Consider the following 17669-nt stretch of genomic DNA (forward strand, 5'->3'; position numbering starts at 1 on the left):
CCCGGAAACACAGGTTCTTTAAGGTGTTTTACCATAAGAAAAGCGATGAAGGTTCCTATAATAGATATGAACAGAAGGACAAACGGGGTGTTTCTTTTGTCAAAATATTCTGCAACAAATCCCATTAAAGGCTGTATTATAAGGCTGCCTGCAATTCCCATTGCCACCGTAAAGCCTGAAGCAGTTGCGGATGCCTGCGGATTTTCCCTCACGGATATCGCTGCAGCAAGAGGATATATTCCTGAAACCCCTATTGCAACCATAATGATAAATATTATTTTTACATATATATTGGGTACAGTCCCGTAAAAAACAAGTCCTATCGAACTGAGCAGCCCGCCATAAAAAAGCAGCCTTGCTTCGCTGAAATATTTGAGCATTTTTGATATGAGCTGTAACCCCACAAAAGTAAAAAACCAGTAGATTGAAACAAATATTGAGCTTAAAAAAATAGGGACATCAAATGATGTAAAATAAGTGGTAAGCCAGGCAGATGAGCCTACCATAACACAGGCAAATAAAGTCAGGGTTACTGCAGACAGAACAGTTGCTTTTTTAAAAATAGTTCTGAAACCTTTATATGCATAAGTGCATTCCAGTCCATCATTGTTTAGATCCGTATTAATAATTTTCTCTTTGCAGTCACTCTTGTTCATCGCTTCATCATGTTCAATGTCATTAATGTTTTTTATGGTATTTCTGTTTCTTTCGTCAGCCGCCATATTGCGGGCCCGGTAACTTTCATGACCTGAAATAAAACCTGAAGTTTCTATATTCAGTCCGGCTTTCATATATTTTCTTTTTTCTTCTTTTCTGAAAGTAAAGTAAAAAACCACAAACATTACCCCGAATACCGCAGCAAGAAAAACAAAGAGAATCCTTGGAGACAGCTTCAGGTAAAAAAGAAGGCTTACTAAAAGAGGGCCGAAAAGAGTTGAAAAATAGTAGAACTTGTCAAGATTTACATATATCTCTGAATAATTTTCACTAAAATCCATAAAAACAGCTGAATATGATCCGGGCCAGACGAAATTATATCCGATATTGACAATGATCACTGTTATTATAAGAGAAAAAAAGCTCTGGCAGACAGCAAAATATGAAAAACCAAAAAATGTAACCAAAAATGAAAAAAGAAGAATCCTCCTGAAAGGATAGCGATCGCAGACTCTTCCGGCTATTATATTTGATATAATTGCAATCAGAGAGCCTCCGAAAAAAACAAGTCCTATTTTATCAAATCCTACTCCGAATGTTGTGGAGAAATAAGGATAAAGCGGATCGAAAATCGGAACGGTAAATCCAAGCATTGAATAAGCAATATATAATAGCCTTAAATTGTATCTCTGCTGCATAGTTTCCTGTTAAAAATCAATGTTTTAAAAATCTGTCCTTGAAAAAACATCAGCTGACAGGTCTGCAAATTCTTTTTTTATATAATGCCGGTAGCCAAGTGAGGCAACCATTGCCGCATTGTCCATACAGAGAAAAACAGGAGGGATATATACAGCAATATTATTTTTCCTTCCCTCCGCTTCAAACTGCTCCCGAAGCCTTGAATTGGCTGCAACCCCGCCGCTTACAAGTATTTTATCTGTTTTATAGTCTCTGGCGGCTCTTATGGTTTTTGCCACAAGGGCATCAACTGCTGCTGCCTGAAAACTTGCGGAAATATCACTAAGGTTCTCTTCCTTTAGCATATCAGGATTTTTTTTGGTCAGATATATAAGAGCTGTTTTGATACCGCTGAAGCTGAAATTATAGTCTCCGCTCTGTGTCATTGGTCTTGTAAAGTTTACAAACTCAGGATTTCCGTTTTTTGCAATCCTGTCTATTGCCGGTCCGCCCGGATATCCAAGGCCCAGATAGCGCGCAATCTTGTCATATGCTTCCCCGACTGCATCATCAACGGTATGCCCTATTTCCTTTATATTGAACTCTTCATCCATTATATAAAGGCTTGAGTGCCCCCCGGACACAATAAGACTAATTGCTTTGCCTTTTATTTCAGGGTTTGCAAGAATATTTGCAAAAATGTGAGCTTTAAGATGATTGACAGTGATAAGTGGAATATTTTTAAAATAACAGAAAGCCTTTGCCGCCCCTACTCCGACAAGCAGTGAGCCAAGAAGACCGGGACGATTGGTAACACTCACGGCGTTTATCCGGGAGCTGGTTATATCTGCCTTTAGCAGAGCTTCTTTAATTACAATATCTATCATCTCAAGGTGTTTTCTTGAAGCTATCTCCGGAACCACTCCCCCATACTTCTCATGTATTTCATTTTGGGAAGAAACCACATTTGAGAGTATCTCGTTTCCGTTCCGAACTACTGAAGCACAGGTGTCGTCACAAGAAGTTTCCACTCCCAGGATATATACATCCTGTTTGCTTTCATTAATTTTTATTTCTTTTCCTTCTGCCATTTTTTAAAGATTTTTTGTTTTAAATCATTTTCCAAACGGTATAAAATCCCGGACATAAAAAGGTGCTATATTTTTGTCCCCTGTCCCGGTCAGCGCCCTGAAAAAAGCAAGGCGGCTTATATGTTCTGCTCTGGTGTATCTATTGTTTTTCTCAATAATGATTTTTATATTATCTGTATCTGACAGCCTTGCCATGAGTTCTTCAAAGATGGAACTGTAGGAGAAAAAGGCATTTCCGGTCAGTGTGCAATCAATAGCTTCAAGCTTTTTAACTGCGGGTTTTCCTGTTTTATTGTCATAAGGTTTTTCTGCAAACAGGCTCCGGTACATTGAACAGGTATACTGTTTTAATCTCTTAAGCTGAACCAGCAGCTGAAAGAATCTTTCCACGAATTCATTCTTGTTAATAAGAATATTTTTATCATATAATTTCTTAATTAAAATATTCCTGCCTTCTTCAGCAGAAATAAAAATTACATTCTGATTAAGGAATTCATTAAAGATATCTTTTATGCTAACTGCTGTCGGTTCTCTTTCCAAAACAACTGCTTCATATACTGAAAAGAAAATTTCATGATTTCTGACATCCATCAGCGGAATAATAATTGCTCTTCCGCCTCTGTCAATTCTTTTTTTTATCTTTTTTATGTTCTTAAAAAGAGATGAAAAAGCAAAAACATCCAGGGCATTGAACCCGAATGCGTCCTTTCCTGAAAGCATTGAAAATGTTTTAACGATACTTATACCTATTCTTGAACCGGTAAAATCACCGGGACCCAGATTTACAGCAAAAAGATCAATATCATGTATGCCGAATGGCAGGTTCATAAAGGCTTTATCTATATTGCCGATGATATTTTGCATATGCTTCAGGCTTCTGTAATCATTTACAAATGACAGAATATCATTGCCATCACTTATACATATGCTTAAATTTTTTGATGTGCTGTCTATCGCTAATATTTTCATATACAATTTTTAAGACCGGTTTTTAATAAAGTAATTTTTCTGTCCCAGTATTTGTTTTCTGAATTAAAAGTTATTTTTCTGTGCTGTTTCTCACTATATTCCAAATCACTGTTTTGTTTCTCATCAATAATGTATTCGAACTTTATCTCAAGAAAATCTTTAAGGATTCCTTCCTTCAGTCTTCCTGCCCATTCGATAAGAACAATATAGTCTTCATTATAAATATAGTCTTCAAGACCTATTCCGGAAATATCATTGATTTCATCAATCCTGTAAAGGTCGCAATGCACGATTCCGACAGGTTTTTTATTTTTCCTGCAGTCATATATATTTATAAGGGTAAAGCTGGGGCTTGAAACCGGCTGTTTTGAGTTTAAGCTCTGCGCTATACCGGAAATAAATGTTGTCTTCCCTCCGCCAAGTTCGCCCGAAAGAAGAATTATATCCCCTTTATCCGTAAGGGATGCAAGTTTCCCTCCTATTTCTTTTGTATTTTCAGCTGATTGGGATTTGCAGACCAGTTCCACTAAAAAAGCTCCATCTGATCCGAAGTTTTATTTTCAGGCTTATCTTCATTTAAAGCCGGAACCCTACCGGGTGATTCTTCTTTATCAGAAATCTTTTCTGAAACGGAAATTCCTTCTTTTGAATAATTTTCCATTGATGGCACCGACCTGTCTGCATCCGGGGAAGACTCGACAGAAAGTTCATTTTCCGTCTGTTTCCCCTCGGTAACCTGTATCACCTTTTTAATTCTCAGGAAATCGCTTTTAAGCAATTCCATTCTTGAGGGAGTATACAAAACAGCTGCCGGGTGGTTTATAGGCATTACATAACGACCGTCTATCTTAAAAACTCTTCCCCTTAATCCTGTTATGCTTTTATCCGTCTTGAGTATCAGCTGTGTTGAGTGCCTCCCAAGAGGACATATTATTTCAGGATTGATTATCTGTATCTGTCTGAAAAGATAGTTCATGCAATTATTTATTTCCTCCAACTGCGGATCCCTGTTTTTAGGGGGCCTGCACTTTAAAACATTGGCAATAAAAACATTTTTCCTTTCAAAGCCTATCATTGAAAGAAGTTCATCCAGTATCCTGCCTGCCTGTCCGACAAAAGGTTTGCCCTGAATGTCTTCATTTCTGCCAGGAGCCTCCCCGATAAACATTATCTTTGAATCAGCGCTGCCGCTTCCAAAAACAAAATTAATCCTGCTTTCTCCAAGACTGCAGTTTTTGCAATCTTTTATTTCATAAAAAAACTTCTTAAGTTCTTCTCTTTTTTCAGAAAATCTCTGCATAGCTAATTATTTTAATGATAAATTCTTAATTTTTAAGTATAATAACATAAAATCGCAAGTTAAATTAACAATTTAGATTATAAAAACCGATATTATTCTTTCAGTTGATTGTCAGATATGATTAAAAAATCTTTTTTAAAATCAGTATGTTCAGAAGCGGCAAAGATTTTGGTTTTATGCATACTTATTACAGTGTTTCCTTCATTATATGCCTGTAGTGAAAAACCTATGGAAATACAGGATATAATATTAAGTAAAAATGTTGATGCAAACAACAATCCGACAGAAGAATCCAATATATTTGCCAGTGGAACAAAAGAGATTTTTCTTGTAATAAAATTAACCGATATGAAAGCCACGGATAATATCACCGCAAAATGGACCTTTCTTGATGAGGATATTGAAATTGACAGCAAGACATTCAATCCCGAGAAAAAATTTTCAGGTAGTCATGTTTTTAAGATAAAGATTTCACAGGGATTTCCTTTTGGCAATTATGAAGTCAGGATCTTCCTTAACGGCAGGGAACTAAAAACGATACCCTTTAAGGTGGAGTAGAAAAAATAATCCGGGTATTTTTATTTCCTTTTCAGCCGGTTTTTATAATAAAAATTATTTATTCCTGGTCTTTGGATTTTTTAAATCTTCAGGTTTTAAAAATATTAAGAATGAAGCTGTCTTAAAATCTTACAGATATTTTTTATACCATTTAATGATACAGGCAAGCGCTTCAGCTTTGGTCGGTTCGGCTAACAGTCCGTGCTCTCCGTGTTCAAAAACTTCCAGTTTTTTGATATCGCCTGCTTTTTCAAAAAGCAGCCCGGCATGTTCTTCCCACGGAACTATTTTATCTTTTTTGCCCGCCATCAAAAGAATCGGCTTTGGCGATATTCTGTCGACAACATCTATCGGCCTGAGTTGTATTATTGAATTTACTGACGCAAGTTCAACATAGTAAGTGAATTCGTGATCCGTAAAGCGGTTCTTGAGAACATCTATTAGGTCAAGATATCTCTGCTCGTAATTAAGAGCATCTTTCATTTTTACCAGATTTGACCTGCCGTAAACAGCCTGTCTCCTGTTGTCTTCTTCCAATACATCCAGAAATTCCCTGAATTTTTTCACACCGCGGTTCCTGGACCAGTTATTTTGAAGCCATTCAAATCCATCCGCAATAGGAGAAAGTGAAACAATGCATCTGGAAATTTTTTCAAGAGCAGCTGCAGCAATCACGTTTGCGCCACCCATGCTTTCTCCAAAAAGCCCTATCCTCTCGGGATCAATACCGGGATAGGCTGAACAAAAATGTATGGCGGAAATCAAGTCCTGCCGCCAGTCTGTGGCGCAAAGCATTCGTCCAAGAGGGTATTGAGAATAACCGCAACCCCTGCAGTCAAATCTCAGCGATGCAAATCCTTCTTTTGCAAGTTTTCCGGCCAATAAAATAAAATCGCCAAACTCATTGCGTCCGGCTCCGTATCCGTGAGACATTATTACAACCGGAAGTTTTTCTTCTTCATTTTCCCTGCATGGCAGGCTTAACGTCCCGGCTATCTTAAAACCATCACTGTAAAAAATAATTTCTTTTTCCAAAAAGCAATCCTTTGTCATCAGTCAATATGAAAAACTTCTTCCAGATTTTTAATTTCAGGACCTACTATATTTTCATCACTTTTTACAAAATACTTGTCCATCGCTTTTTGCCATCTTGCCCAGACATCAGTTGTTGCTATCCATGCAGCTCCTTTTTCAAGGTTGTCATTCTCAAGGTAGGCAAAGCAAGTACCGTCTTCCCTGAAAAAAATCGAATAGTTGCAGTAGCCGGCTTTTTTAAGCGCATCAGCCATATCAGGCCATATCTCATCATGGTCTTTTTTATACTGTTCCTTAAGTTCCGGTTTTATCTTCCATATCATCCCGTATCGTGCCATATGTCCCTCCGAATTATTATTTAAATATAAGATCCGTTATCATATCCATATTATCAGTAAATTTATATCCTTTAAGATTATTGTCTATTTCTTTTTCATACTCAAGAAGTTTTTCAGCCATTTTCTGAAATTTCCACATAAGCTTTACTCCGAGTTCAAGCGACTTTTTTCTGTCATCCCTGGGAGCAATAATGTCAATGGCGCACCAGCCGTCATAACTGGTTTTGTTAAGATAATAAAAGAATTCAAGTATTTCCCAGAAGTTAACCGTTCCGAAAATCATGTCCGGATCAGCATCTTTGTAATTTTCATTTATATGTACCTGTATAAGCTTTTTCCAGTGATCCAGTAAAATTACAGATTCGCCTATTCCTTCAGATGCCTGAAGTGCATGTCCTATATCAAGGGCGCAACCTACATTTTCCAGACCAACTTCATTTACAAAAGCCATTGCCTTGCCGGTATCTCCGATAAACTGTTTTTGTCTTGGATCTTTTAACTTTGCTTCTATGGCTATTTTCAAATCTTTTGCGTATTCCCCTATTTCCCTCACCGTTTCCACCATATACTTCCAGGAGGCAAGATAATCTGTCTGAAAAACATAGTCATAGCCATCATGGGCCGGCCATAATAAAACGCTCTCTGCTTTTACCGCCTTTGCAAAATCAATTGCATCTTTGAAAAGCTTTACTGCTTCTTTTCTTATTTTTGCATCATTATTGCAGAATGTTCCGTGCTTCCATTTTCTGTCCCCCCAGCTTTCAACCGCAAGATTTGACACCTTCAGTCCGAAATTTTCAACTTTTTTTACAAGCTTATCCGGATCTTCAGGAAGCGGCGGAGTCGGATAAAAAGTAAAAACACCTGTCAGTCCATTTATTTTTGACATTATTTCAAGCTGTTCATCTACGGTAAAAGGCTCAAAATAACCACCGGGAACATATCTTTCACTATAAGTGCCAAGACACCATAGATGCGCATCAACTTTAAGTTTCATGGAGATTCTCCTTTTTTAAAATTATAAAATCCTGATATATTTATCGTAAACCGTATCCCATTTTGCTTTTTCGCTGCCGGCAGGTTCATATCTTTTTATATCTGCTGAATCTATGCATAACTGCCTGCCCTCTTCCACGCTTTTTATTTCCCCATTACCTATCATCTGCGCAATAAGATTGCCAACGGCAGTTGTTTCTGTTGGTCCTGCAGCAACCATCACCCCTAAAGCATCCGCTATCCACTGACATAAAAGCCTGTTATTGGTTCCTCCCCCAACAAGCTGCATGAGCTCTACTTTTCTGCCGGTCAGATTTTCCAGCCTGCCGACATTATACCTGATTTTTAAAACAAGGCTTTCGTAGAAACATCTCGCAACCGAGCCGATACCTGAAGGTATTTTCTGCCCTTTTTCCTTGCAGTATTCTGCAATAACTTTTGGCATGTCAGGAGAAGGAGGAAGGAATACAGAATCATCTACATCTATAAAAGACCGGAATGCTTCCGCACGGGGAAACATTTCATCGATTTCCGGCCAGGCAATATTTCTTCCTTCATCTTTTCTCCACTTCTCCATACACTGCTGTATTATCCAGAGCCCATTAATGTTTTTTGATAAAAGGTTTCTTCCTTCTACGCCTCCTTCGTTTGCAAATCCGGAAGAATATACATCTTCGTTTACTATAGGCTTTTCTGTTTCCATGCCTTGTACAAGCCAGGTTCCCATACTCACAAAACACCAGTTTTTATTTTTATCAATTACAGGAATTCCGGTAACTGCCGAAGCTGTATCATGTGATACGGACGCAATTACGCTTATGGGTTTTATATCCAGTTCCTCTGCTATGTCCTTCTGTATATTCCCGATTTTTGTACCGGGCTGAACCACCTCAGGAAAAAGGTTTTCGCTTATTCCAAGAAATTCAAGTATCTCTCTGCTCCAGGTTTTGTTCCTTAGATCATATACTATGGAAGTAGTAGCTTCGGTAAATTCATTGAACATCATTCCTGTCAGGAAATAATTGAAAATATCAGGAATCATAAGAAATTTATCAGCTATTTTCAGAATGGGAGAATTACTTAGTTTCAAATCATAAAAATGATATATTCCCATAATATCAAGTATCAGCCCTCCGGTAAGCATGAATAGCTTCTTTCTTGTATATCCTTCGTTTTCCATTATCCTGGCAGCTTCTGATCTTGCACTATCTCTGTAATGCTGAGGATTTGAAATCATCTTTCCGTTTTTATCAAAAAGCGCAAAATCTACCCCCCATGTATCTATTCCAAGCGATTCAATATTTTTATAATTTTTCTTTGAGGCAATAATGCCTTCTTTTAATTCAGAAAAAAGGCGCAGTATATCCCAGTACAGTGTACCTGAAGCATAAACAGGCCGATTTTCAAATCTGTGAACTGCTTCCAGGTCAAACCTGCTACCGTCATACCGGGCAATTATTGCCCTGCCATTGCTTGCCCCGTAATCAAAAACAAGATAATTTTTTTCAGCCATAATTCCCGATCCCTGCCATATCTATAAAATAATAAATACTGTCATCCGGTAAAAATTGTTAATATAGCTGCAATCTGCGCCTGTTTCTAATTGCATCCAGAGAAATTGCAAATACAAGCAAAGCACCTTTCACAACAATTCTCAGGTAAACAGGCACATCCAGCATAACCATTCCGTTGGAAATAGACCCAATTATAAGAAGGGCTATAAAGACTCCGAGAAAATTGCCTTTTCCTCCTCCGACCGCAACACCGCCAAGTACAACAATAGTCAGTACTTCAAGTTCAGCACCGTCACCATATTCAGGTCTTCCCGAACCAAGCTGCGATATAAGGACAAGTCCTGCAAAAGCAGCAAAAAATCCTGAAATTACATATGTGATTATTTTTATCCGATCAACCTTTATGCCTGCCAGGCGTGCAAGATTCTCATTTCCGCCAATTGTATAAATATCCCTGCCGAACCTTGTAAATTTCAGTATGAGGGAAAGAATGACAAATATGACCACTATATAGATTGTCGTATATGGAATGACATTTCCCAGAAACTTTCTACCAAGGTTCACAATGAAATCATTATAGATTCTCGGATTAAGTTTCGCCCAGAAATAGCATATTCCCCTTATTGTAGCCAGCGTGCCCAAAGTCGTGATAATGGGGTTTATGCCAACCTTGGTTATGATAAGTCCGTTAATTAGCCCCAGAACACTTCCCATTACAAGCGCAAGTATTACAACCACAGGTGTAGGAATTGCCCCGGCATCCATCAATAATACTGCTGAAACTATTCCTGCAAGTCCGGCAACGGAACCTATTGACAGATCAAACCCTCCTGAAATCATAACAATCGTTATCCCGGCCGCCATAATCCCATAAACAGCAAAGTTATTAAAAATCCCCTTAAAATTTACAATTGTCAGGAAATTATCATTTGAAACGGCAAAAATAACTACCATAATTATATATAGTATAATTAATGACGGCGTAGGGGTTTTTGTCTGGGTGAATATGCCAAGGGCTTTTTTAAATACATTTCTGTTTTTTGAATTCTTAGCCTCCAAATTATTCATTAATCCTCCATTTATGCTAAAAATATATTATTTTAAACTCTTCGCAGCGCCCTGCTTTGTCTTATCTCATAAGTGGCTACTACAAGAATCAGAACGATGCCTCTTACGATCTGGATATAAAAATACATGATATTAAGCATTGTAAGCCCATTATAAAGAACGCTGAGAATAAGAACTCCTGCCAGTGTCCCAAGTATCTGTCCTTTGCCACCGCTTAAAGCAGTGCCTCCAAGTATTACTGCCGAAACAACCGTTAGCTCAAGACCCTGTCCGTGCTGGGGCATTCCCACTGCCGACAGTGATGTAAGCATCAGTCCTCCAAGCGATGCAGCCGCCCCGCAGAATATAAATAATAAAAATTTTATTCCTCTTACATTTGTACCTGAAAGATATGATGCCATTGGATTAACGCCGATTGCGTAAATTCTTCTGCCTACCTTGCTTCTGTTCATTATTATATAAGTAACAATAATGACGATTATGAATAAAACAATCGGGAAGGGGATGTATTTAAATATTGTCCCTCTGCCAAGATAATCAATGACAGGATTAAAAGCCAGCATTGATTCCCCGTTTGAAAGCGTATAACCTATTCCTCTCCATATAGACATTGTACCTATAGTGGCAATTATTGAATTGACTCCCAGTCTTGTAACTATAAAACCATTAAAAACTCCCATTAATGTCCCTGCTGCAAGGCAGATCAATACCACCAGAACGCCGTTTATACCTTTACTTAAAAGGAGTGCTGCCAGACAACCGGTAAGTCCGATATTGCCACCTATGGAAAAATCTATTTCACCCGTTATGAGAAGCATCGTAAGGACACATGCAATAATTCCGACATATGAAATATTGCTTAACATTGGAATAAGATTTAAAACTGAAAAGAAAAACTGTTGTCCGAATTTAATCTGGCTGGTTATGCCAAAAAACGCGATAATTATTACCAGCACTATAAAAAGCATTAAAGTATTGCTTATACCGACTTTTTTCTTCTCCTGTTTTGATTCTTGAAAGCTGGTTTCAGCCATTTTTTCCTCCTATATTATATACAGGCTGCACTTAATAATTTTTCTTCGGTAGCTTCTTTTTTGGAATATTCTTCCGTAAATCTACCCTTGCTCATAACTAATATCCTGTCTGCAATGGATAAAATCTCCGGCAACTCCGAGCTTACCATTATTATAGCTGCGCCTTTTTCACACAAGTCCTGCATAAGTTTGTATATTTCAATCTTTGCACCTACATCTATTCCTCTTGTCGGTTCATTAAGAATAATTACTTCCGAACCACTTTCCAGCCACCTTGCCAGCACAACTTTCTGCTGATTGCCTCCGGAAAGACTGTTTACTTCAGTATCTATTCCGGGAGTCTTTATGTTTAAATCATTAACCCATTTTTCCGCTTTCCGGGCTTCTATTCTTTTATTTATTAGAAAACTTTTTCCAAGTTCATTTATATTTGCAAGAGTTATATTCTCCTTAACTCCGAGAGCAAGCGCAAGACCTTCTATTTTTCTGTCAAGAGGAACAAGTCCGATTTTGTTGTCTCTTGCTTTTCTTGGACTTTTCATACTTACTTTTTCACCTTTAATAAAAATTTCGCCGCTTATTATAGGATTTGCACCAAAAAGCGCCTTTACAAGCGAAGTCCTTCCGGAACCAAGCAATCCGAAAATGCCAAGTATCTCCCCTTTTCTTAATTCAAATGATATGTCCTTTAATCCCTCTGCATTCATTCCCTTTACTTCCATAACAACCTCGGTTATGGGAACCTCTCTTTTAGGATACATTTCTTTAATATCTCTTCCGACCATAAGAGATACAAGTTCATTTGCATTTGTTTCACCGGTAACAAGAGTTTTTACTTTTTTCCCATCTCTTAAAACAGTTACCCTGTCTGTAATTTCGAATATTTCTTTCAACCTGTGAGAAATATAAATAATTGAAACACCTTTTTCTTTTAAAGTTCCTATTATCCTGAAGAGAGATTTAGTATCATCTTCGCTTAAAGCAGCAGTCGGTTCATCCATAACAAGTATCTTTGCTTCTTTCGATAAAGCTTTTGCTATTTCAACTACCTGTTTCTCTGAAACACTTAAATCTTCCATCACTGCTTTTGGATTTAAATCCACATTTAATGATTCAAGAATTATTTTTGATTTTTTAACCATCGATTTCCAGTCAACTATCTTTAGACCGGTTTTAACAAGCTGCTCTCCAATAAAAATATTTTCAGCAACTGTGAGATTATTTAAAGTATTGAGTTCCTGGTAAATAACCCTGATACCCGAGGCCATTGCCTCGCCAGGGTTATTTATTTCAAATTTTTGACCATCTATAAATATCTCTCCGTCATCTTTTATGTAATTTCCTGCAAGAATCTTTATAAGGGTGGACTTTCCTGCACCGTTTTCACCAAGTATTCCCAGCACTTCTCCCTTTTTTAAATCAATCGAAACATTATCAAGGGCAAGAACTCCCGGAAACTGCTTGGTTATCTTTTCCATTTTCAAAACAATATTATTTTCTGTCACTTCTCACCACCTGTTAAAATCAAATAAGGAGGTTAAGGCATTTATCCATGCCTTAGCCTCCTCTTAAATTAGTTAACTATTTAGGAATATAGTATCCATTTTGTTTATTTTGCCGGATAGAATTGATCAATATTGTCTACTGTAATAACTTCATTTTCAACATAAATAAATGGAGGAACAAGCGCACCATTCATTAATGCTACAGAAGCAGGAATCAGATACTCGCCATATTTTTCAGGGAAATATGCAACTGATCCATCAGTAAGACCGTCTCTTAACTGCTGCTGGCCTGTTTCATCACAACCCTGGGTAACAACTATCCATTTTTCAGGATCCCATCTGCCTGCAGTCTGAACAGCCGCAATACAGCCTGACATGGTCTGCTCATTAACGGATGTTAATACCGCATTTTCAATATCAGGATTAGCTGAAAGAATATCAGTTAAAGCCTGATTAGCCTGTTCAGCTTCACCGGCTCCACCATCACCTCTGATTGTCATCGGATCAATCTTATCTGCTCCATATTTGTCAGCAAATGCCTGATAAAAGCCTTCTGAACGAAGCATAACCACTTCTCCGCCCGATGGCATCTGCATAAGTATTATCTTATCAATTGTATCTATTCCACCTGCTGCTTCAACAAGTTCGATTGCTTTCTCACCTGCCATATATGCAACCTGGAAATTATTTACACCCATGAAAGGAGCACCTGGCGTTGGAACATCAACAGCAATAATAGGGATGTTGGCAGCTCCGAATTTATTTGAAATAATACTGTTTACTTTTGAATCAAACTGGAAGTTAATATACACATTAGGTTTCTTTGCAAGCAGAATATCAGCGTTCTGAAGGCCCATTGTCGCATCATACTGGTTGTCTGCATAATAAAGCTTATTTGGATCGCCTCCTGCAAATTTCCACTGATCCTGTACGTTCTGCCATACTGATTCACAGAATGGTATTCCGCCCATTATGTTTGTAAAAGCAAGAGAATAGTTTGCCGCAAGTTTTTCAGGCCATTCTTTATTTGCTTTTGCATATTCTCTCAGTTGCTCATAAAGAGCATATCCGCTTTCTGATTCAGCAACGGTCTTATCAGTTGCTGCCTGTGAAGTTTTACAGCCCGGCATTATACTGAAAGTTGCAATCAGTACTGCTGCCAGAACGAGAATAAGTATTAATTTTGTTTTTGGCATCTTAACATCCTTCCTTTTTTAATGATTTTTTGTTTTCTTCCGGAAACCTTATCAGTTGATAATTGCAAAAACGGTTAGAGAGAAATAAAGTAAGAATTTTTTTAAATCAACCTCCTTCCCTTTAAAAAAAGTTTAGCCAAATATTATAAATAAAAAGTTAATTAGAATATTTTTTTAAAAAAATAATAACTTCTGCTTCCAATATATTTAGCGTTTTTAAAACGGAGATCTATAAAAACGATTTTTTGAACGATATCAATTTACATTAATATGCTTGTTTTGTCAATTAATAATTAATATAAACCGGACTTTTAGCGTGAAGCAATCATAAAAAAATCAAAGTTTTTTTAATCTTCCGATACACTTTTTATATAAAAACAAAATTCAGATCGGGTTTAAATCAGACCTTTTTGTTTATAGAATTTTTCTGCCTCTTTCAGAATTTTTTCTATTTCACTGTCCTGCTTTTCAGTTAAAGGAAGAGGTTTGTGAGTGGAAATAATTTCCTCATATCTCTGTTTTGCCTTGTCTGTAACTGTTTTTCTGCCGCTTTCAACCCATTCCTTGTAAGAAGTTTTATCGAATATTTTTGGCATGTAATCTTCAGATTTCCAGTAATTCCTTGTCTGCTTTGCCGAGAGAAAAGTTCCTGAGGCTCCTACTTTTTTTATCGTGTCAAGCCCTATTGTGTCATCATTTACATCAAATCCCTCGATTACTCTTCCTATGGTGTTTGCAATGTCATCATCTATTATTGCAAGAATAGGATTATAGGCAAGTTCAGCAGTAACCCCGCCATGAAGAACTATAAGATTAGCCCCTGAAAGAGCAGAAGACATGGCAAGAGGCAGTTTCTCAGCCCCAAGCTGATAATCTATGACCTTTGCATTGGAAAATGCCGAACCTGTATTATTAATAGGTATCTTGTAATATGAATGCCATATCTGGTTGAATGCCATCTGATGGAGAGATGTTGCCGCTGTTCCGAAATTCAAATCCCCTGTAGCCATGTTCATTGCCGTTACAAAATTATTTGCAATCACCCCAGAGCCCGGCCTTATACACTGAAGCAAAACTATTATTGCAAGAAGTTCTGCATTATGACTTACAGAAGCGCCTGCAATGGTTATCGGATGAGAACCTCCCATTATCGAGCCTGAAGCAATATATATGGGAAAGCCGGCTTCAAGATAATGAAAGGCTGCTTTACAGGGATCCTCTGCAAGCGAAAGGGGGGCTGCGCCTTCAACGCATCCCATTATCTGTGCATCGCATGCCTGCGCAATCATTGTTTCCCAGATATATGAATATGTGGGCTGGGCTCCCCTTGAAGGTTTGGATGAGAATCTGTGCCTCTGGGCGCAGGAAACAGGGCATGACATAGCCGGGGGAACACCCTCTATTTCGAAATATGGCGTGTATGAAGGAAATGCATTGACCGAATCAAGAGCATCCGAAACAATTACCCCGAGATTGTTCTGTTCAAGAGTAGGCATGGTGACTGTTCCCGTATCAATATCCACATACCTTGCACCTGCCGAGTTAAAAAAATAAAGAGTGTTTCCGCCGAATCTCAGACTTTTTTCCGGATCCCTTGCTTTTAAATAAAAACTTGATGGAGTTTTAAAAATAGCCCATTCAGTCAGGCTGGCAGGTATTTTTGCATTCATGGCACTGTAATCAATCTTACAGCCATGTTCTTCAAGCAGCTTGAGCGCTTTTTCTGATTCAAATTTAAAACCTACTTCCTCAAGTACATTTAAAGAAGCTGTGTGTATCTGTTCAACCTGGCTATCGGTAAGAATTTTTAATGGTTCAAAGTTTCTTTTAAAACCTTTTTGCATTTTTCTCTCCTTAATTAAAATTTACTTGATGCCAAGAAGGCTTTTTGCAACTTTTACTCCGTCAGGCGCAGTTGCGCCATATCCGTCCGCTTCTATTGAATCTGCAAACTCTTGGTTTATCGGAGAACCTCCTATTATGACTTTGACTTTGTCCCTTAATTTTTCCTTCTTTAATCCTTCAATAACATTCTTCTGTTCCATTGCCGTTGTGGTTAACAGAGCGCTCATTGCAAGTATGTCCGGCTTGTGCTCCCTGACTGCATCAAGGAAAGCTTCAGATTTAACATTTATACCAAGATCTATTACCTCAAATCCAGCTGCATAAAGCAGCGTTGCGACCATACCTTTTCCAATTGAATGTATATCGCCAAAAACTGTTCCGATTATCACTTTTCCAAGAGAACCGGATTTTTTTCCCTGTTTCTGTACTTCTTCAGTAATGACAGGTATTGCTTTCTTCAGAACTTCTGCAGCGCATACGAGATCCGGCAGAAAATAATTTCCTTTTTCGAACCCTTCCCCGATTTCTCTTATGGCATCGGTCAGTACTTTTGCCGCTTCCATCGGATCCACTTCCCGGGATATGGCTTCCCTTGCTGCTTCCTCAGCATTATCGATATCAAAATCCAAAACAATATATTTAAGTTTTTCGAGAGCTGTTTCTGACAATTTTCCCTCCTTATGAAAATTTATGACATATAAAATGTTTAAAATATAAGTCCGTCAAAACAATCATCACGGAAGCATATACTGCCATAATAGAGTTAATGCATTAAAAATATTGCTGCATTCATTAATAAAAAAATCATTTATCTTTTGCAAAAGATACAGATTCCCTCTCAACGATAGATGTAGGCACAATTATAGTCTTGTCCTTAACCTCTCTTCCTTCAATAATATCAACAAGCAGATTCATGGCTATTTTTCCCATAACTCTTTTCTGCTGCTTTAATGTTGTAAGAAGCGGCTTTGTAAACTGTGAAAATAATATATTATCAAAACCCATAACCGATATGTCTTCCGGAACTTTAAACCCCTCTTCAGACAAGGCTCTGAGAATACCATAGGCAAAAACATCTGCTGCAGTTAGAAAAGCAGTCGGCAGTTTTCCTTTTTTTAGAAAATCTTTTACAATCCTATAGCTGGAAGCTGTTTCATTAAGCCTCATGTCCTCACTCATCAGCACAAAATCCGGGTCAAAATCTATACCGTTCTTTTTTAGACCTGAAAGATATCCTTCATATCTCTGCCTTACTGTTGTCTGATTGCCCAGGCTGAAAGTAACATAGCAGATTTTCTTATGATTATAGCTGCACAGATAATTGACACAGTTCTCAACCGCTGCAACATTATCAATTACAACAGTCGGTATTTCGCTGTCGCCCAAAGTTTTATCAATGACAACAATCGGGATGTTTCTGTCATATATCTTTTTTATAAATTCATAATTATCAAAACCGGAGAAAAATATCAGCCCGTCTATAAAAGAATCAAGAAGCCTGTTAACTATCTTAACTTCTTCCCGAAAATCGAAATTGGTGCATCCCAGTATCATTGTATAATCTCTCTGTCTTGCTATTTCTTCTATTCCATATATGACCTGGGAGAAAAAGGAAGAACTGATATCAGGAAGAATTAAGCCTATGGTCCTGGTGCTCTTTATTCTAAGTCCCCTGGCAATAATATTGGGCCTGTAATTAAGTTTTTTAATGGCATCAAGAACTTTTTCTTTTGTATCTTCAGCAACAAATCTGGTTTCATTGATTACATTTGAAACTGTGGAAATCGCTACTCCGGCTTCGCTGGCAATATCTTTTATTGAGGCAACTCCGGATTTTCTTTTCTGGGAATCCTTCATAAATAATCATAAAAAACGTTTTTATAAT

The 17669-nt window shown here is 37.7% G+C and carries 17 protein-coding genes; 1 reads left to right on the plus strand and 16 read right to left on the minus strand.

The genetic code is table 11. From position 1 onward, the window contains the following. The 5 genes from GXZ93_05035 to GXZ93_05055 all read right to left on the minus strand — a co-directional run. Positions 1–1355: MFS transporter (locus tag GXZ93_05035; protein ID HHT79145.1), on the minus strand; the 1355-nt coding region annotated here is incomplete at its 3' end. A gap of 24 nt (positions 1356–1379) precedes the next feature. Further along, positions 1380–2426, minus strand: coding sequence for a tRNA (adenosine(37)-N6)-threonylcarbamoyltransferase complex transferase subunit TsaD (gene tsaD / locus GXZ93_05040; protein HHT79146.1), 1047 nt, complete (start codon positions 2424–2426; stop codon positions 1380–1382). Between the two features lie 24 nt (positions 2427–2450). Beyond that, on the minus strand, positions 2451–3395 hold the full coding sequence (gene tsaB, locus GXZ93_05045; protein ID HHT79147.1) for a tRNA (adenosine(37)-N6)-threonylcarbamoyltransferase complex dimerization subunit type 1 TsaB: 945 nt from the start codon (positions 3393–3395) through the stop codon (positions 2451–2453). Next, positions 3392–3922, minus strand: coding sequence for a tRNA (adenosine(37)-N6)-threonylcarbamoyltransferase complex ATPase subunit type 1 TsaE (gene tsaE, locus GXZ93_05050; protein HHT79148.1), 531 nt, complete (start codon positions 3920–3922; stop codon positions 3392–3394). The genes tsaB and tsaE overlap by 4 nt, the downstream gene beginning before the upstream one ends. Beyond that, positions 3922–4695 carry a uracil-DNA glycosylase gene (locus tag GXZ93_05055; GenBank protein HHT79149.1) on the minus strand — a complete coding sequence of 258 codons (774 nt, stop codon included), beginning with the start codon at positions 4693–4695 and terminating at the stop codon, positions 3922–3924. Before GXZ93_05055 ends, tsaE begins: the two co-directional genes overlap by 1 nt. A 117-nt stretch (positions 4696–4812) precedes the next feature. On the opposite strand from GXZ93_05055, the gene GXZ93_05060 reads away from it, so the two are divergent. Then, a complete protein-coding gene (locus tag GXZ93_05060; protein ID HHT79150.1) occupies positions 4813–5253 on the plus strand; it encodes a hypothetical protein in 441 nt (146 codons plus the stop codon). 129 nt (positions 5254–5382) lie between these two features. On the opposite strand, the gene GXZ93_05065 is transcribed toward GXZ93_05060, so the two are convergent. The 11 genes from GXZ93_05065 to GXZ93_05115 all read right to left on the minus strand — a co-directional run bounded on the left by GXZ93_05065 (position 5383) and on the right by GXZ93_05115 (position 17641). Beyond that, the gene (locus tag GXZ93_05065; protein ID HHT79151.1) at positions 5383–6288 is read right to left on the minus strand and encodes an alpha/beta hydrolase; all 906 of its coding nucleotides are present in this window, start codon (positions 6286–6288) and stop codon (positions 5383–5385) included. Positions 6289–6305: 17 nt separating this feature from the next. Continuing rightward, positions 6306–6626: an L-rhamnose mutarotase gene (locus GXZ93_05070; GenBank protein ID HHT79152.1), complete on the minus strand. Its 321-nt coding sequence runs from the start codon at positions 6624–6626 to the stop codon at positions 6306–6308. A 16-nt stretch (positions 6627–6642) separates the two neighbouring features. After that, positions 6643–7623, minus strand: coding sequence for a TIM barrel protein (locus tag GXZ93_05075; protein ID HHT79153.1), 981 nt, complete (start codon positions 7621–7623; stop codon positions 6643–6645). 21 nt (positions 7624–7644) lie between these two features. Continuing rightward, positions 7645–9135 carry a rhamnulokinase gene (locus GXZ93_05080; protein ID HHT79154.1) on the minus strand — a complete coding sequence of 497 codons (1491 nt, stop codon included), beginning with the start codon at positions 9133–9135 and terminating at the stop codon, positions 7645–7647. A gap of 58 nt (positions 9136–9193) precedes the next feature. After that, complete coding sequence (locus GXZ93_05085) at positions 9194–10204, minus strand: ABC transporter permease (GenBank protein HHT79155.1); 1011 nt, start codon at positions 10202–10204, stop codon at positions 9194–9196. A 32-nt stretch (positions 10205–10236) separates the two neighbouring features. Continuing rightward, complete coding sequence (locus GXZ93_05090) at positions 10237–11238, minus strand: ABC transporter permease (GenBank protein HHT79156.1); 1002 nt, start codon at positions 11236–11238, stop codon at positions 10237–10239. Between the two features lie 14 nt (positions 11239–11252). Further along, a complete protein-coding gene (locus tag GXZ93_05095; GenBank protein HHT79157.1) occupies positions 11253–12716 on the minus strand; it encodes a sugar ABC transporter ATP-binding protein in 1464 nt (487 codons plus the stop codon). A 131-nt stretch (positions 12717–12847) separates the two neighbouring features. Beyond that, positions 12848–13939, minus strand: a complete 1092-nt coding sequence (locus tag GXZ93_05100) for a sugar ABC transporter substrate-binding protein (protein ID HHT79158.1) — start codon at positions 13937–13939, stop codon at positions 12848–12850. A 395-nt stretch (positions 13940–14334) separates the two neighbouring features. Continuing rightward, positions 14335–15783, minus strand: a complete 1449-nt coding sequence (locus GXZ93_05105) for a hypothetical protein (protein ID HHT79159.1) — start codon at positions 15781–15783, stop codon at positions 14335–14337. 21 nt (positions 15784–15804) lie between these two features. Next, positions 15805–16452 carry a hypothetical protein gene (locus GXZ93_05110; protein HHT79160.1) on the minus strand — a complete coding sequence of 216 codons (648 nt, stop codon included), beginning with the start codon at positions 16450–16452 and terminating at the stop codon, positions 15805–15807. Between the two features lie 136 nt (positions 16453–16588). Then, complete coding sequence (locus GXZ93_05115) at positions 16589–17641, minus strand: LacI family transcriptional regulator (protein HHT79161.1); 1053 nt, start codon at positions 17639–17641, stop codon at positions 16589–16591. Between the last annotated feature and the right edge of the window lie 28 nt (positions 17642–17669).

The organism is Actinomycetota bacterium (genome assembly GCA_012837825.1).
Classification (GTDB): Bacteria; Actinomycetota; Humimicrobiia; order Humimicrobiales; family Humimicrobiaceae; genus Humimicrobium.

Bases quoted from the DNA above. Each gene is read 5' to 3' on its own strand.
- GXZ93_05090 (HHT79156.1), bottom strand. From the start codon at position 11,238: ATGGCTGAAACCAGCTTTCAAGAATCAAAACAGGAGAAGAAAAAAGTC.
- GXZ93_05115 (HHT79161.1), bottom strand. From the start codon at position 17,641: ATGAAGGATTCCCAGAAAAGAAAATCCGGAGTTGCCTCAATAAAAGAT.
- tsaD (HHT79146.1), bottom strand. From the start codon at position 2,426: ATGGCAGAAGGAAAAGAAATAAAAATTAATGAAAGCAAACAGGATGTA.
- GXZ93_05070 (HHT79152.1), bottom strand. From the start codon at position 6,626: ATGGCACGATACGGGATGATATGGAAGATAAAACCGGAACTTAAGGAA.
- GXZ93_05085 (HHT79155.1), bottom strand. From the start codon at position 10,204: ATGAATAATTTGGAGGCTAAGAATTCAAAAAACAGAAATGTATTTAAA.
- GXZ93_05075 (HHT79153.1), bottom strand. From the start codon at position 7,623: ATGAAACTTAAAGTTGATGCGCATCTATGGTGTCTTGGCACTTATAGT.
- GXZ93_05060 (HHT79150.1), top strand. From the start codon at position 4,813: ATGATTAAAAAATCTTTTTTAAAATCAGTATGTTCAGAAGCGGCAAAG.
- tsaB (HHT79147.1), bottom strand. From the start codon at position 3,395: ATGAAAATATTAGCGATAGACAGCACATCAAAAAATTTAAGCATATGT.
- GXZ93_05055 (HHT79149.1), bottom strand. From the start codon at position 4,695: ATGCAGAGATTTTCTGAAAAAAGAGAAGAACTTAAGAAGTTTTTTTAT.
- GXZ93_05095 (HHT79157.1), bottom strand. From the start codon at position 12,716: ATGGAAAAGATAACCAAGCAGTTTCCGGGAGTTCTTGCCCTTGATAAT.
- GXZ93_05080 (HHT79154.1), bottom strand. From the start codon at position 9,135: ATGGCTGAAAAAAATTATCTTGTTTTTGATTACGGGGCAAGCAATGGC.
- GXZ93_05105 (HHT79159.1), bottom strand. From the start codon at position 15,783: ATGCAAAAAGGTTTTAAAAGAAACTTTGAACCATTAAAAATTCTTACC.
- GXZ93_05100 (HHT79158.1), bottom strand. From the start codon at position 13,939: ATGCCAAAAACAAAATTAATACTTATTCTCGTTCTGGCAGCAGTACTG.